This is a genomic window from Pseudomonas tritici (assembly GCF_014268275.3).
GTDB classification, from domain to species: domain Bacteria; phylum Pseudomonadota; class Gammaproteobacteria; order Pseudomonadales; family Pseudomonadaceae; genus Aquipseudomonas; species Aquipseudomonas tritici.
The window spans coordinates 2892572-2907123 of sequence record NZ_CP077084.1; the positions used below are offsets into that span (position 1 = coordinate 2892572).

Annotated in this window: 16 protein-coding genes; 10 read left to right on the forward strand and 6 right to left on the reverse strand. The window is 58.7% G+C overall.

From position 1 onward, the window contains the following. Window positions 1-122 precede the first annotated feature (122 nt). The 7 genes from HU722_RS12865 to HU722_RS12890 all read left to right on the forward strand — a co-directional run bounded on the left by HU722_RS12865 (window position 123) and on the right by HU722_RS12890 (window position 7716). Entirely contained in the window at window positions 123-1151 is a 1029-nt protein-coding gene (locus HU722_RS12865; protein ID WP_065881691.1) for a Gfo/Idh/MocA family protein, read from the forward strand. A gap of 127 nt (window positions 1152-1278) precedes the next feature. After that, window positions 1279-1464, forward strand: a complete 186-nt coding sequence (locus HU722_RS28840) for a hypothetical protein (RefSeq protein ID WP_083214000.1) — start codon at window positions 1279-1281, stop codon at window positions 1462-1464. A 49-nt stretch (window positions 1465-1513) separates the two neighbouring features. Further along, window positions 1514-2449 carry a sugar ABC transporter substrate-binding protein gene (locus HU722_RS12870; RefSeq protein WP_065876100.1) on the forward strand — a complete coding sequence of 312 codons (936 nt, stop codon included), beginning with the start codon at window positions 1514-1516 and terminating at the stop codon, window positions 2447-2449. 65 nt (window positions 2450-2514) lie between these two features. Next, on the forward strand, window positions 2515-4068 hold the full coding sequence (locus HU722_RS12875; protein WP_065876101.1) for a sugar ABC transporter ATP-binding protein: 1554 nt from the start codon (window positions 2515-2517) through the stop codon (window positions 4066-4068). A gap of 26 nt (window positions 4069-4094) precedes the next feature. Further along, window positions 4095-5117, forward strand: coding sequence for an ABC transporter permease (locus HU722_RS12880; RefSeq protein WP_049708715.1), 1023 nt, complete (start codon window positions 4095-4097; stop codon window positions 5115-5117). Window positions 5118-5538: 421 nt separating this feature from the next. Beyond that, window positions 5539-5943: a TraR/DksA family transcriptional regulator gene (locus HU722_RS12885; RefSeq protein WP_003191666.1), complete on the forward strand. Its 405-nt coding sequence runs from the start codon at window positions 5539-5541 to the stop codon at window positions 5941-5943. Between the two features lie 546 nt (window positions 5944-6489). Next, the gene (locus HU722_RS12890; RefSeq protein WP_371914131.1) at window positions 6490-7716 is read left to right on the forward strand and encodes a methyl-accepting chemotaxis protein; all 1227 of its coding nucleotides are present in this window, start codon (window positions 6490-6492) and stop codon (window positions 7714-7716) included. A 221-nt stretch (window positions 7717-7937) separates the two neighbouring features. On the opposite strand, the gene HU722_RS12895 is transcribed toward HU722_RS12890, so the two are convergent. From HU722_RS12895 to HU722_RS12905, 3 genes are all read right to left on the reverse strand, one after another. After that, a complete protein-coding gene (locus HU722_RS12895; RefSeq protein ID WP_049708713.1) occupies window positions 7938-8174 on the reverse strand; it encodes a DUF2789 domain-containing protein in 237 nt (78 codons plus the stop codon). A 68-nt stretch (window positions 8175-8242) separates the two neighbouring features. Continuing rightward, entirely contained in the window at window positions 8243-8473 is a 231-nt protein-coding gene (locus HU722_RS12900) for a hypothetical protein (RefSeq protein ID WP_065876103.1), read from the reverse strand. 106 nt (window positions 8474-8579) lie between these two features. Then, entirely contained in the window at window positions 8580-8861 is a 282-nt protein-coding gene (locus HU722_RS12905; protein WP_065876104.1) for a hypothetical protein, read from the reverse strand. A 417-nt stretch (window positions 8862-9278) separates the two neighbouring features. On the opposite strand from HU722_RS12905, the gene HU722_RS12910 reads away from it, so the two are divergent. Further along, the gene (locus HU722_RS12910; protein ID WP_050554011.1) at window positions 9279-9728 is read left to right on the forward strand and encodes a hypothetical protein; all 450 of its coding nucleotides are present in this window, start codon (window positions 9279-9281) and stop codon (window positions 9726-9728) included. Between the two features lie 135 nt (window positions 9729-9863). Next, window positions 9864-10880 carry an ABC transporter substrate-binding protein gene (locus HU722_RS12915; protein ID WP_186754709.1) on the forward strand — a complete coding sequence of 339 codons (1017 nt, stop codon included), beginning with the start codon at window positions 9864-9866 and terminating at the stop codon, window positions 10878-10880. A gap of 138 nt (window positions 10881-11018) precedes the next feature. Here HU722_RS12915 and HU722_RS12920 read toward each other — a convergent pair whose 3' ends face one another. After that, a complete protein-coding gene (locus tag HU722_RS12920; RefSeq protein ID WP_065876106.1) occupies window positions 11019-13145 on the reverse strand; it encodes a TonB-dependent receptor in 2127 nt (708 codons plus the stop codon). Window positions 13146-13240: 95 nt separating this feature from the next. Beyond that, on the reverse strand, window positions 13241-13630 hold the full coding sequence (locus HU722_RS12925) for a DUF2946 domain-containing protein (protein ID WP_065891241.1): 390 nt from the start codon (window positions 13628-13630) through the stop codon (window positions 13241-13243). Between the two features lie 93 nt (window positions 13631-13723). Here HU722_RS12925 and HU722_RS12930 point away from each other — a divergent pair, with 93 nt between their 5' ends. After that, window positions 13724-14161, forward strand: a complete 438-nt coding sequence (locus HU722_RS12930; protein WP_065881684.1) for a DUF3995 domain-containing protein — start codon at window positions 13724-13726, stop codon at window positions 14159-14161. Window positions 14162-14167: 6 nt separating this feature from the next. Here the strand turns inward: HU722_RS12930 and HU722_RS12935 are convergent, their stop codons facing one another. Further along, on the reverse strand, window positions 14168-14551 hold the full coding sequence (locus tag HU722_RS12935) for a hypothetical protein (RefSeq protein ID WP_065881683.1): 384 nt from the start codon (window positions 14549-14551) through the stop codon (window positions 14168-14170). Between the last annotated feature and the right edge of the window lies 1 nt (window position 14552).

Below are 14552 nucleotides of genomic sequence, written 5' to 3' on the forward strand. Positions count from 1 at the left end.
GAGCGGGCTTGCTCGCGAATGCGGTGTATCAGATACAAGTTCTTTAACTGATACACCGCATTCGCGAGCAAGCCCGCTCCCACATTTGAATTGGGTTTCCACTTCAAGTAAGGAGTGTATGCATGCGAATCGGTCTAGTCGGCTACGGCCACGGAGGGCGCTTCTTTCATGCGCCGCTGATTGCAACCCTGCCAGGTGCGACGTTTGTCGGCGTCGTGACTCGCTCACCCGAGCGCCGCCAGCAACTGGCAACCGACCACCCCGGTGTCAGGGCTTTTGACAACATCGGCCAAATCGTCGAAGCCGGCGTCGACGCCCTGGTTATCTCCACCACCCTCAAGGGCCGCCCGGCCCTGGTGCTCGAAGCTATCGAGCACGGCGTGACCGTGGTCAGCGACAAACCCTTCGCCGCCAACGCCGAACAGGCCCAGGCGCTGATCACCGCGGCCGAACGCCAAGGCTCGCTGCTCAGCGTCTACCAGAACCGACGCTGGGACTCGGATTACCTGACCCTGCGCAAACTCATCGACGCCGGCGCCTTGGGCACGATCACGCGTTTCGAATCCCGCGTGGAACGCTACAGCCCGCAAGCCGTAGGTAACGCCAGCGGCGGTGGTTGGCTGCGCGACCTGGGCAGCCACTTGGTCGACCAGGCCCTGCAACTGTTCGGCCCGGTAGATCGGGTGTTCGCGCAACTGCAATACACCGCCGAACATCCCACGGTGGACCATGGTTTTTTTGTGTCCCTGACCCACGCCAACGGTGTGATTTCCCATCTGTGGGGCAATGCCCTGCAAAACAGCCAGGCGCCGCGCTTTCGCGTCAGTGGCACCTCTGGCTGCTACACCGTCGAAGGCTTGGACGGCCAGGAAGAAGCGCTGATGGCCGGCAAGTCGCCGAAGACTGAAGGTGAGCATTGGGGCTCTGAAGAACACCGCCGCTGGGGCTGGTTCGAACAAGGCCCGGACCGCGAGCGGGTGCCGTCGGAAAAGGGCTGTTGGACGCAGTTCTATCGACAGTTGCAATTGGCCGTGCAAGGGCAGGGGCCGCTGCCGGTGGATGCCTATGATGCGCTGGAAACCACCCGTATATTGGACGCCGCACGCCTGAGCGCGGAGCGCCAGCAGGTGGTTTCAACAAAAATAGAATAAAATTCTAAAACAGGTTGATGTGGAAATTATTTTCCAATAAAGTCTTTTCCAGGTTGCATAAAGTACGTTCGGACTCGATCTGCACGACTCAACAAAAACAAGATCAAAAACAACCAGGTACCGTCAGATGAAAATCTTCAACGCTGTACTGCGAGTTTTACGCCCTGTCCTAGCGCCACGCGGTCTGCCCCGCGCCCGGCCGTTCTACTTCTCCTTCCTTAATGTGCTGTGCGTCGAAAACAAAGGCGCGCTGGTCTGCTGCATTCCAGGCGCGCCGGTGGTTCGACTGTCCAATTCGCAAGCCCCGCTCTGATCAACGTAACGTCCAACAAAACCAACAAGAATGTGGAGACAGACCGTTCATGAAGACCCCGATCCGTTTTACCGCGCTGGCCTTGTCCATGATGCTGGCCAGTGGTTTTGCCAGTGCCGCCGATATCAAGGTGGGCGTGAGCATGTCCGCCTTCGACGATACCTTCCTGACTTACCTGCGCGAGGACATGGACAAGCAAGCCAAGTCCTACCCCAAGGGTGACGGTGTGCAATTGCAGTTCGAAGACGCGCGTGCCGACGTGGTCAAGCAGTTGAGCCAGGTCGAGAACTTTATCAGCCAGAAAGTCGACGCCATCATCGTCAACCCGGTGGATACCGCGTCGACCAAGAACATCATCAGCGCCGCCACCAAGGCGGGCATCCCGCTGGTCTTCGTCAACCGCCGTCCCGACCAGAAAGACTTGCCCAAGGATGTGGTCGCTGTGACCTCCGATGACATCGAGGCTGGTCGCCTGCAAATGCAATACATCGCTGAAAAGCTCGGCGGCAAAGGCAAGATTGTGATCCTGCTGGGTGACCTGGCGAACAACTCCACCACCAATCGCACCAAGGGCGTGAAGGAGGTGCTGGCCAAATACCCGGATATCAAGATCGAACAGGAACAGACCGGCATCTGGCTGCGTGACAAGGGTATGACCCTGGTCAACGACTGGCTGACCCAAGGTCGCGAATTCAACGCGGTGCTGGCCAACAACGATGAGATGGCCATCGGCGCGTCGATGGCCCTGAAGTCGGCGGGTACCAAGCCGGGCAGCGTGCTGATCGCGGGTGTCGACGGCACCCCGGACGGTCTGAACGCGATCACCAAGGGTGACATGGCCGCGTCGGCGTTCCAGGACGCCAAGGGTCAGGCGGTGGGCTCGGTGGAAGCGGCGCGCAAAATGGCCAAGAAGGAGCCGGTCGAGCAGAACGTGATTATTCCGTTCCAACTGATCACTCCGGAAAACGTCGCCAAGTTCAAGTAGCCCTGACATAACAACAATAAACCGGCAGGGCGGTCGTGCCCGCCTTGCCGATGGAGTACCTCCTTATGCTCGCTCAAGCCACTGTCTCGCAGCCTCCCGGTATCCAACCCCAGCTGTTGGAAGAACCCTACCTGCTGGAAATCGTCAATATCAGCAAAGGCTTTCCCGGTGTCGTGGCCCTGGCCGATGTACAGCTGCGCGTGCGCCCCGGTACCGTGCTGGCGCTGATGGGCGAGAACGGTGCAGGCAAGTCGACATTGATGAAAATCATCGCCGGCATCTACCAGCCCGACGCCGGTGAAATTCGCCTGCGCGGCAAGCCGATCGTGTTTGAAACACCCCTGGCGGCCCAAAAGGCCGGGATCGCGATGATCCACCAGGAACTCAACCTGATGCCGCACATGAGCATCGCCGAGAATATCTGGATCGGCCGCGAGCAGCTCAACAGCCTGCACATGGTCAACCACCGTGAAATGCACCGCTGCACCGCCGAGTTGCTGGCGCGCTTGCGCATCAACCTCGACCCCGAGGAACACGTGGGCAACCTGAGCATCGCCGAGCGGCAGATGGTCGAGATTGCCAAGGCCGTGTCCTACGACTCCGACATCCTGATCATGGATGAACCGACATCGGCCATTACCGACAAGGAAGTGGCCCACCTGTTTTCGATCATTGCCGACCTCAAGTCCCAGGGCAAAGGCATCGTCTACATCACCCATAAAATGAATGAAGTATTCGCCATCGCCGATGAAGTGGCGGTGTTCCGCGACGGCCAGTACATCGGCTTGCAACGCGCGGACAGCATGAACAGCGACAGCCTGATTTCGATGATGGTCGGCCGTGAGCTGAGCCAGCTGTTCCCGGTGCGCGAGACGCCCATCGGTGACCTGTTGCTGTCGGTACGCAACCTGACGCTGGACGGCGTATTCAAGGACGTATCGTTTGACCTGCATGCCGGCGAGATCCTCGGTATTGCCGGGTTGATGGGCTCGGGCCGCACCAACGTGGCCGAAACCATTTTTGGCATCACCCCTAGCAGCAGCGGCCAGATCAGTCTGGACGGCAAGGCGGTGCGCATTACCGATCCACACATGGCCATTGAGAAGGGCTTTGCTCTGTTGACCGAAGACCGCAAGCTCAGTGGCCTGTTCCCCTGCCTTTCCGTGTTGGAAAACATGGAAATGGCCGTGCTGCCGCACTACTCGGGCAACGGTTTTATCCAGCAGAAAGCCCTGCGTGCGCTGTGCGAAGACATGTGCAAGAAGCTGCGGGTGAAAACCCCGTCCCTTGAGCAATGCATCGACACCTTGTCCGGCGGCAACCAGCAGAAGGCCTTGCTGGCGCGCTGGCTGATGACCAACCCGCGCCTGCTGATCCTTGATGAACCCACGCGGGGCATTGATGTGGGCGCCAAGGCCGAGATCTACCGGTTGATCGCCTTCCTCGCCAGCGAAGGCATGGCGGTGATCATGATTTCTTCCGAGCTGCCCGAAGTACTGGGCATGAGCGACCGAGTCATGGTGATGCACGAAGGTGAATTGATGGGCACCTTGGACCGCAGCGACGCGACCCAGGAAAAAGTCATGCAGTTGGCCTCCGGGATGACGGCAGTCCACTGACGTACAGAATAAAAAGGTGATGGGCTATGAATGCAATAACGGATAACAAACCCGCGACGGTGCCAACCAAAAGTCGCCGACGCATGCCCACCGAGCTGAGCATCTTCCTGGTGCTGATCGGCATCGGCCTGGTGTTTGAAGTGTTCGGCTGGATCGTGCGTGACCAGAGCTTCCTGATGAACTCCCAGCGATTGGTGCTGATGATCCTGCAAGTGTCGATCATCGGCCTGCTCGCCATCGGTGTGACCCAGGTGATCATTACCACTGGTATCGACCTGTCCTCGGGCTCTGTATTGGCGTTGTCGGCGATGATCGCTGCCAGTTTGGCGCAAACCTCTGATTTTTCCCGAGCCGTGTTTCCCAGCCTGACCGATTTGCCGGTGTGGATTCCGGTGGCGATGGGGCTTGGCGTCGGGCTGCTGGCAGGGGCGATCAACGGCAGCATCATCGCCGTCACCGGTATTCCACCCTTTATTGCCACCCTCGGCATGATGGTTTCGGCCCGTGGCCTGGCGCGTTACTACACCGAAGGCCAGCCGGTGAGCATGCTCTCGGACTCGTACACGGCCATCGGCCACGGCGCGATGCCAGTGATCATCTTTCTGGTGGTGGCCGTGATCTTCCATATCGCCCTGCGCTACACCAAGTACGGCAAATACACCTACGCCATCGGCGGCAACATGCAGGCGGCGCGTACGTCGGGGATCAACGTCAAGCGCCACTTGATCATCGTCTACAGCATCGCCGGCTTGCTGGCTGGTCTGGCCGGTGTGGTCGCTTCGGCACGTGCTGCAACCGGGCAGGCCGGCATGGGCATGTCTTATGAGCTGGATGCGATTGCGGCTGCGGTGATCGGCGGCACCAGCCTGGCGGGCGGGGTAGGGCGCATCACGGGGACTGTGATCGGTGCACTGATTCTGGGGGTGATGGCCAGCGGGTTTACGTTTGTCGGGGTGGATGCGTACATTCAGGACATCATCAAGGGCCTGATCATTGTGGTGGCGGTGGTGATCGACCAGTACCGCAACAAGCGCAAACTCAAACGCTGAGATCGTCTTACGACCAACACAAATCAAGTGTGGGAGCTGGCTTGCCTGCGATTGCATCAACTCGGTAGCCCTGACGGACCGAGTCGCCTGGATCGCGGGAAAGCCCGACGCCCACACTTGCATCTTTATCAGGCAGTTCTAACCGTTTGTCTTCTATATAGCTCCACAACACTGAATTTCTTGCTATAAACGCACTCCGATAACCATTCGCCGAGCCCGTCCTGGTGCTTTTGGGGGTTATCTCGGAAAAATTGCCTGTCTTTTCAGTTGCTGTGCCCTCAAGTCGGCCTTAGACTGCCGCCCCTCGTAAATTGAGTGCCGGGTGGCGCTTGAAATGGACGGCGCCCTTCCGAGACCTGCAGAGGTCGGCCGGAACGCTCCCTTATTCGCCTTAATGCACGTATTTTTTATAGAGAAATCAATGACAAAGGAAAAGTTGCTGGCCATGCCGGCGGATGACTACATGAATGCCGAACAGCACGCTTTTTTCGAGAAGTTGCTGCAAGACATGAAAGTGGAGCACCACGAGCGCATCGAACAGAACCGTATCGCCATTGAAAGCCTGGACACTCCGGCCGACCCTGCCGACGCCGCTTCCGTTGAAGAAGAGCGCACCTGGCTGGTGAACGCCATCGACCGCGACCAGCGCATGTTGCCGCAGCTTGAGCGTGCACTGGAACGCATCAAGGAAGATTCCTTTGGCTGGTGCGATGACAGCGGCGAGCCTATCGGCCTCAAGCGCTTGCTGATCAGCCCTACCACCAAGTACTGCATCGAAGCGCAAGAGCGCCACGAGCAGATCGACAAGCACCAGCGCCAAGCCTGATGTGGTGAAGCTGGGGGATCGCTGAGCGGTCCCCCAGGGAAAGACTCGTTACACCCCCGTCTATTGATCTGTTGCAAACCACCCCACTAAAGGCCCATGGATAATGGCCCGATAGTGGCGTTTAATGCAGCGACAATAACGATAAGCAGTGGGGTGACGAAGATGGCTGGAGACGGATCTCTGACGGGCGCAGCAGTGGCACCGCAATCGGTGGTGCGCGGGTTGCCCGCCTGGTTGACGCAGCTTACGCAGAGCATCGCCCTGGTGCTGATACTGTTGGGCCTGGCATTTGCCATCCTGCCGTTGTACCTCTGCCTGCCACTGGCCGTGCTGGTGATCTGGCTGCCTCGCCTGACAAGTCGCACGCCCGTTGTTGCGTCTTGCGACGCCGTCGATGCGATTGGCGAGTTGACTCGCGACCTGTCCTATACCACCAGCCATAACGCACTGTCCGCTGCCGGCGTGGCCTATTCGGTCAAGCAACTGGCGGCTCGCTTGCAGTCTCAGTTGAGTGCAGCCAAGCAGATTGTCAGCAGTGCCGAGGTGATGATTGGCACCGAAAAGGTCACCTCCCAACTCAGCCGCGAGGCCCTGGGGGCAGCCAGCCAGGCCCATCAACGCAGCACCGAAGGCCGCGAAGTACTGGCCCAATCGATCAGCCGCATGCACCAGCTCAGCCAGCGCGCCGATGCCAGTCGTGAACTGATCGAAGCCTTGAGCCAGCGCAGTGAGGAAATCCAGCGGGTGACCCTGGTGATCCAGTCCATCGCCAGCCAGACCAACCTGTTGGCACTCAATGCAGCGATTGAGGCGGCGCGAGCCGGTGAGCATGGTCGGGGGTTTGCAGTCGTGGCGGATGAGGTGCGCGGGCTGGCGGGCCGTACGGCCACAGCCACTGATGAGGTTGGGGTGATGGTGGCCGATATCCAGCAACGCACCGCTCAGGTGGTGGAGCAGATTCGCCAGCTCTCGGCAGACTTGCACACGGGCGTGGAGCAAGTGGAGCGCGCCGGTGAGCAACTGCATAGCATCGCCAGCCTGGCGGCGGATGTCGAAGGCCAGGTGAATGAAATTGCCCAGGGCACCGACACCAACCGCACCCAGCTCGACAGCCTGTTCCATGCTGTGGAACAAATGCGCAGCGACCTGGCCGTCAGCGATCAGCAAACCCGCCAACTGGCCGACGCCGCCGTGCAGATGGAAGGCCAGGCCGAAACCATCAGTGAGCGCTTGGCGGAAGTTGGCCTGGATGACTATCATCAGCGTATCTACGACTTGGCCCGTGAAGGCGCTAGCCGAATTGCCGCGCAATTCGAGGCCGACGTGCTACAGAACCGCATCAGCCTGGATGACCTGTTCGACCGCAGCTATACGCCGATTGCCAATACCAGCCCAAGCAAGTACCACACCCGGTTTGACGGCTATACCGATCAGGTGTTGCCGGCGATCCAGGAAGATCTGCTGCCGAGGCATGAAGGGTTGGTGTTCGCCATTGCCTGCACGCCCCAGGGTTACGTGCCGACGCACAACAAGGCGTTTTCCCAGGCGTTGACCGGCGATGTGCAAGTGGATGCTGTACAGAACCGCACCAAGCGCAAGTTTGAAGACCGCACCGGGATCCGCTGTGGCAGCCATCAACAGGCGGTTTTGTTGCAGACCTACACCCGCGATACCGGTGAGCTGATGCACGACCTGTCGGTGCCGATCATCGTCAAGGGCCGGCATTGGGGTGGTTTGCGCCTGGGCTATAAACCCGAGGCTGTAAGGCGTTGACGTGAATTGGGCTTTTCCGGAATGGGCATAGCTATCGACACATATTGTAGTGAGCGGGCTTGCCCCGCGCTGGGTGGCGAAGCCGCCCCAATAAAGACATCGCCGAGTTCCAGATAGAACTAGGTCGCCTGGTTTGGGGCGGCTCCGCCACCCAGCGCGGGGCAAGCCCGCTCACTACAGGGAGATTTTTCAGCCTTTGAACGTTGTGTAGATATCTACCGTCAGTGCGGTTGATGCAGGCGTTGGTTCAGTTCGTCCACCGCGATCGCCCATTCGGCGTCTTCGCGCAGCTCTTCCTTGAGAAAACTTGCCTGTTGTGCGGACCAGAAAGGCGCATCGATCAACTTCACGTCGTCAGGCAAAGGGTGCGCGGCGATAAAGGCGTCGATAGCGTCCGGGGTTGAATCCAGGCCCAATTGGTCAAACAGGGTTTCAAGGGTAGGGATTGGCGCGTCCATATCGTTCTCCATGCAGGGTGGTCGTTATGCATGGGAGGGTTGTGACGCAGTAGAGTTCTATCGGATTGTCAGGAATTCAGGGCGCCGGAATCTACGGCGGTTTTTAACGCTTTGGCGGCGTCCTTTGCTGCGATGGCGGCGGCGTCGACGGTTTTGAACCAGCGGTCTTTTTCAACCTGGTGGGTGGTGACAGTGGTCAGCGGTGGCTTGGCCCGCATGATGATCACGGCTTGGAACTCACCGTCTACTTCCCTTGCGTCGCCATGGATAAAAAATTCGCCGATATCAAATTCCGTCACGTAGAGCCTTCCCTTGGAGATAACTGCACTGGAGAAACCTGGCCCGGGTGGACACAAACTTCAGTGGACGGGCCAGTATGGCAGTTGTTGCGGGTCGGCGGCGCAGTTAAGTTAGCGGGCTGACGAAACGATTGCTCCGTGGGGCCGCTTGTAACATGGCTTCAAGTTTCTTGGCCAGTTCGCAGGCCTTGACATGGTCGCTGCGAAAGCCTTTGATTCGACCGCTGAGCACTTCGCGGATATGGAAAAAGTTTCGGCCGGCAGGTACGACTTGGTAAAGAATCGAATCCGAGTACCCTTCAAAGCCGTTCAAGCGGTAGTATTGAGCTTCGTCCTGACAGGATGGACGGGTGTGCGAAGACATCGCGTTGTAGGCTGATCGTTGCATGGCCTGCTCCTTTCGATCGATCCGGATGACTTGATTGCAGTGTTGTAGGTGGTTTTGATCGGTGTTGCTGTTTTAGTATTGTCGTCGGCGGCCAGCGCCCGGTTCCATGGCAGTGTGTTTATTTGTGTTTGTGTGTCGGAAAACTGCATTTTTAATTGGGTTATTCTCTGAAGTTGGTCGGGCCGTATTCTCGGGCCGTTGAACCTGTGATCTCCTGTGGTGCCTGATGACCTTGCACAAGGTCCATCACGTACGTCTGTACTAGTCTTGTGACGCGACAGTGGGATCTTCTTCAGTTTTTTTCAAAGAATGAGTGATGTGATCGTGCCGTGATGGCCGTTTTTTTGTGCTGCCCGCTCTGGCGGACAGCGCTCTTTTCGATGTGGGGGCGTTTCCTTGGCAGTCAGTAATCTGGATATGCACGCGTTGTTCGTGCTGGGTGATTTGCGCGCAAAGTTGGTCAAGCAGTTTCAATCCCGTTTCGTTTACATCACCGAGCAGACGCCGGAAGGTATCTACATCGCCGAAATCGACACCGAGGCGGCGATGGTGGTGGACGACAAACCTCGCCTGGAACTCAAAGTCGGCGATCACTTCCGCGCGGCGGTATTGCCCAGTCGTGAGGGTGGCAAGTTCGAATTGAAGTTCCGCGACATCAAGTTGACCGTCTATGGCTTGGGCGACTACGCCTTCGTGTCCTCGGCCGAAGGCCAGGGCATCGTGTTCAAGGAAGGCCACAGCGTGATGCTGGTGTTTGCCGCCAATGAGCAACTGCAGGAAGGCCTGACCAAAACCCTGAAGGCCGTGACCGGCAAGGCTGCCAAGTGGCGCAAGGGCGAGCTGGTCACGTTCAAGGCCAGCGAATAATCAGCAAAAAAACGCGAACACCCGTTATCTCCCGGAACCTCTACTACAGTTGAGTTGACTTAATTGTTCAGAGGCTTCGCGCATACGCAGCAAAGCCTTCCGCTATTGGTTGCGATATCGCGAGGTGCCTGAGGCATGAAAGGATTGAGAACGCTGTTGGCTGCGTCCCTGGCGACCCTAGGGCTGTCAATGGCCGCATTGCCGGTGCGCGCCGCTGAGGCGCCGATACATTTTGCCGACCTGAACTGGGAAAGCGGCAGCCTGATCACCGAAGTGCTGCGGGTTATTGTCGAGAAGGGCTACGACTTGCCCACCGACACCTTGCCCGGCACTACCATCACCTTGGAAACCGCGCTGGCCAAGAACGACATCCAAGTGATCGGCGAAGAATGGGCCGGCCGCAGCCCGGTGTGGGTCAAGGCGGAGGCCGAAGGCAAGGTGGTGGGTCTTGGGGACACGGTCAAAGGCGCAACCGAAGGCTGGTGGGTGCCGGAATACGTGATCAAGGGTGATCCCGCCAAAGGCATCAAGCCACTGGCGCCGGACCTCAAGAGCGTAAAGGACCTGGCGCGCTACAAGGATGTGTTCAAGGACCCGGAATCCCCAGGCAAGGGCCGCTTTCTCAACAGCCCTATCGGCTGGACCTCGGAAGTGGTCAACAAACAGAAGCTCAAGGCCTACGGTCTGGATGACAGCTACGTGAACTTCCGCTGCGGCTCAGGCGCGGCACTGGATGCCGAGATTGCCTCGTCGATCCGCCGGGGCAAGCCGGTGCTGTTCTACTACTGGTCGCCGACGCCGTTGATGGGGCGCTACAAGTTGATCCAACTGGAGGAACCGCCGTTCGATGCCGAGGCCTGGAAGACCCTGACGGATGCGGATAATCCTGATCCGAAGCCCACGCGCTCGTTGGCGTCCAAGTTGAGTATCGGGGTGTCTACGCCGTTCCAGAAGGCCCATCCGCAGATTGCGCAGTTCTTTGAGAAAGTTGAGTTTCCGATCGAGCCGCTGAATAAGGCCTTGGCGACCATGAGTGAAAATCACACAGCGCCACGGGATGTGGCCCAGGCGTTTCTCAAGGAACATCCGCAAGTGTGGAAGGCTTGGTTGACCGAGGATGTGGCGGAGAAGGTTGAGGCGAGCCTGAAATAAACACCGGTCTCACTGCCAAGTGAGCTCAAAATGTGGGAGCTGGCTTGCCTGCGATAGCGCTGTATCAGTCAAGGATTCATCAACTGACACACCGCTATCGCAGGCAAGCCAGCTCCCACATTGGTGTGTATTCCAAAGTCAGAACCGGGTCTGTACTGCCAGCTCGAAGGTCCTCGGCGCCCCCAGATAGTACGCCGGCGACACATGGGCGAACTCGGCATACACCTCGTTCGTCAAGTTGCGCACCCGGCCCGTGACCGAGGTATGCGAGTCCACCTTATAACGCAGGAACGTCCCGAACAGCGTATAGGCCGGCACCGTTTGCGTATTGGCATTATCCGCATACACCTCAGCCACATACCGCGCATCCACACCACCTTGCCAATCCTCGGCAAAATCATAAGTCAGCCACAGATTACCCACGCGCGTGGGTACGTTGGTCGGCGTGTTGCCCTTGCGCGAGACCACCGCGCCACTGGCAATTTTCTCATTGAAATCCTTGTACTCGGCGTTGACCCAGGCGAAGTTGCCCTCCGCCAGCAGACTTGGCGTGATGCGCAATGAGCTGGCCAACTCGATGCCTCTGGATGACTGCGCGCCGACCGGGATGCTGCTGGTGGGATCCTGCGGATCGGTCACGGCAAAATCCTTGCGCTCGATCTTGTAGGCGGCCACGGTGGCCGAGCCACGGCCGTCCATATAGTCGAACTTGCTGCCCACTTCCCACTGTTTACCCGTCGAGACGTCAAACACTTGTGTGGTGGTACTTGGCTGCTCGGCGGCGGTGCTGTATTGCACGTACACATTGGCTGATGGGATGAATTGATAGGTCAGGCCTACGCGGCCGGTCAGCGGTTCCCAGCTGCGTTTGAAGTGCCGAGGGTTGGTGGCCGTGACCACTCGGTGGTTGGTGACATCCAGGTCGATGGCGTCGTAACGCAGGCCGGTCAACAGCGACAATTTGTCGGTGAGGCCCAGGCGATTCTCCACGAACAGCGCCTTGGTGGTGACTTCGTTGGTCTTGTCGTTGCCGAAGTTCTCCCGGGTTCGCGGAATATCGTAGAAGTGCCCAGGGTTGAAGGTATTCGGATCCACCGCACTGTTACCCGGCACATTCCACGGCGTGCTAGTGGTGCTGTTGACCTTGTACTCGAAGCCGCCGGACCAGGTGGTCGACAGTCCGTAGAGGCTGTCATCGTGGCGCAGCTCGAACTGGTTGCCGTTCTGTTCGCCCTGATGGCGTACCTGGTAAGCCGTCGAGCGGTTCACCGCGCTGTTGTCGGCGCTGTACTGGTAGGTTTCCAGGTTGCGGTAATCACGTTGGCTGTCCAAGTGGTACAGGGTGTTTTTCAGGGTGGTGCTGTCGTTGATGCGGTAGTCGATGATCGAGCGCGCCCAGATCGTGCGCTGCTCGTAGCGGCCGTCGGCGACGTTGTAGTTGTTGAACCGGTTGTGCTTGTCGATCTTCAGCTCGCCGGCCTTGGGATTGAGCACCGGCGTGCCCCAGTAGGGGCTGTCTTCATGCTCATCCTGGTATTCCAGTGCCAGGGTATGAGACAGGTTGGGCGTGAGGTCGCTGAGCAGGGAAAACGCCAGGCTCCAGGCCTCGCGCTGGTCGCGGTCGATGTAGCTGTGATTGGTGTTGCGGCTCACATCCAGGCGCGCGTAGTGCTGCACGTCGGCACCGGGCTCGGTCAGGGCGTGATTGACGCCGAACGCCATACCGGCGGTGTCATAGCTGCCATAGGTGAGCTGGCCCTCTGCCGCCTGTTCCTCACGGGTGGCCAGCTTGGTCACGTAATTGAGCGAACCGCCCACGGAGCCTGCGCCGTTGATCAGGGAGGAGGGGCCGCCGACCAGTTCCACCCGATCATAGATCCAGGCATCCACAGGCCGGGCCAGGCCTGTGGCGACGTTGATCCCGTTGAACATCTGGGTGATCTGGCTGCTGGTAAAACCCCGATAGGAGACAAACCCGCCAAAGCCCGGCGGGGCGCTGGCGTTGACGCCGGGCAGGGTGTTGGCCGCATCGCGGAAAGTCTTGGCGCCGTGGCGCTCGATGTCACTGCGCTTAGCGATGGCCACCGACGCCGGGGTTTCCCGTACGCTCAATCCCAACCGCGACGCCACGCCGCTGGGTTGGTCCAGGGCCAGGCCGGGCTCGGCGGTTTGTTCGCCATCAATGGTCGTCGGGGCCAACTCAAGGGCCCAGGCGCAGACAGGCAGGCAGCCGAACAGGCCCGCCAACAGGGGTAGATGTTTCATGGTTGAATCCTGAAAAACTTGGCTTGAAAACAACGCACAGCCGCCCGTATTTCCTTGCGGAAACGGCGGTCAGTGCAGATCAGAAAGCGAAGGGATCAGGCGAAAGCAGGCGGCGCGCGCGGATGAGCCGTGGGCCAGGTGAAGCGGGCAGGGATGTCAGCAGCCAGGACAATAGCTGGCGGTGGCGCATGGGGCTGGGGCAACACCGCCACATTCAGGCTGGAACTCAGCGCCGGGCCCATACCGCCAGTGGAACACAGCGGGCAGCCAAACGCCTTGGACAGCGTGGGCAAGTTCTCCTCAGTGGAGTTGGACGGCTTGGGCGCCTGGGTGCGCGGGTCCACTGTACAGAACTGACCGCCGATGCCATTGAGCTGCATCCCGACCATCTGCCCATGACCGATACTGCAGGCGAACACATTGAACAGGACGCAGCAATAGAGCATCCAGGCAATGAGCGAGCGGTCGGCACGGGCAAGTTTCATGGGGCGGCACTTTACCATCAGCCGCCGACGAAATGCCTGCAGAAAATCTCAGGGGGGCTATCCTGATGCGGACCTTTTCAGGGAGAGCCAGTCATGAGCTTTGTAGTCGCACGATGGATTGTCGGCGTTTTTACATTCATCAGCATGGTGCATCTGTACTGGGCTGCCGGCGGCAAACTCGGCTTCTTAGCCGCCATCCCCCAACTGCCCGGAGAATTCGCCAGCGGACCCAAGCCAGCGTTCAAGCCCTCGGCGCTCGCCACGTTTCTGGTCGCATTGGGATTGGTGGGGATTGCGCTGATGGTGTGCCTGCGGGCGGGGTTGTACTTTTCGGCGGTGTCCCATGGGGCGTTGCAGTGGGGGATCAGTGCGATTGCGTTGGTGATGTTTGCCAGGGCGATTGGGGATTCGGAATTGGTGGGGTTTTTCAAGAAAGTCGGCGGGTCAAGGTTTGCGAGGTTGGATACGTATTTTTATTCGCCGTTGTGTTTGGTGTTGGGGGTGGGGTTGTTGGTGGTGGCGTGGGGGTGAGGGGGGTTAAATATTTGTTGGGTATAGGACGATTCTGGTTGCCCGCACGTCAACGTAACCAGATTTTTGAGTGATTGGTCGGTCGAGTTCAACAAGAACTATAGAGTCGCCAAGTTGTAATGCAGCACATTCTTCGTCCGCGACTTGAGTCAATTCGGCTGTTATTTGAGTGATACCCTTTATCTCGATGATCTGCGGGGTCGTATCGGAGGACGGAGTAATGCTTCGCCCCCAAGAAAAGATTTCATCCAGATCGAACTCTACGTCGTGTTCATCGCCGATTTTGGGAGTGATCCCGGCCCATAGAGCGGCGCCACTACCGATAGATGATTGGAACCTGACGAGTAAAGTGTCCGTAGTAGAAAGTATTTCGGTAATTCGTATCTTCATT

What these genes read in the sequence shown, in the direction of transcription:
- HU722_RS12895 (WP_049708713.1), bottom strand. Translation starts at nt 8,174, where the DNA reads ATGGACGCGCCAATCCCTACCCTTGAAACCCTGTTTGACCAATTGGGC.
- HU722_RS12910 (WP_050554011.1), top strand. Translation starts at nt 9,279, where the DNA reads ATGCACGCGTTGTTCGTGCTGGGTGATTTGCGCGCAAAGTTGGTCAAG.
- HU722_RS12925 (WP_065891241.1), bottom strand. Translation starts at nt 13,630, where the DNA reads ATGAAACTTGCCCGTGCCGACCGCTCGCTCATTGCCTGGATGCTCTAT.
- HU722_RS12935 (WP_065881683.1), bottom strand. Translation starts at nt 14,551, where the DNA reads ATGAAGATACGAATTACCGAAATACTTTCTACTACGGACACTTTACTC.
- HU722_RS12885 (WP_003191666.1), top strand. Translation starts at nt 5,539, where the DNA reads ATGACAAAGGAAAAGTTGCTGGCCATGCCGGCGGATGACTACATGAAT.
- HU722_RS12930 (WP_065881684.1), top strand. Translation starts at nt 13,724, where the DNA reads ATGAGCTTTGTAGTCGCACGATGGATTGTCGGCGTTTTTACATTCATC.
- HU722_RS12915 (WP_186754709.1), top strand. Translation starts at nt 9,864, where the DNA reads ATGAAAGGATTGAGAACGCTGTTGGCTGCGTCCCTGGCGACCCTAGGG.
- HU722_RS12870 (WP_065876100.1), top strand. Translation starts at nt 1,514, where the DNA reads ATGAAGACCCCGATCCGTTTTACCGCGCTGGCCTTGTCCATGATGCTG.
- HU722_RS28840 (WP_083214000.1), top strand. Translation starts at nt 1,279, where the DNA reads ATGAAAATCTTCAACGCTGTACTGCGAGTTTTACGCCCTGTCCTAGCG.
- HU722_RS12920 (WP_065876106.1), bottom strand. Translation starts at nt 13,145, where the DNA reads ATGAAACATCTACCCCTGTTGGCGGGCCTGTTCGGCTGCCTGCCTGTC.
- HU722_RS12880 (WP_049708715.1), top strand. Translation starts at nt 4,095, where the DNA reads ATGAATGCAATAACGGATAACAAACCCGCGACGGTGCCAACCAAAAGT.
- HU722_RS12890 (WP_371914131.1), top strand. Translation starts at nt 6,490, where the DNA reads ATGATTGGCACCGAAAAGGTCACCTCCCAACTCAGCCGCGAGGCCCTG.
- HU722_RS12865 (WP_065881691.1), top strand. Translation starts at nt 123, where the DNA reads ATGCGAATCGGTCTAGTCGGCTACGGCCACGGAGGGCGCTTCTTTCAT.
- HU722_RS12875 (WP_065876101.1), top strand. Translation starts at nt 2,515, where the DNA reads ATGCTCGCTCAAGCCACTGTCTCGCAGCCTCCCGGTATCCAACCCCAG.
- HU722_RS12905 (WP_065876104.1), bottom strand. Translation starts at nt 8,861, where the DNA reads ATGCAACGATCAGCCTACAACGCGATGTCTTCGCACACCCGTCCATCC.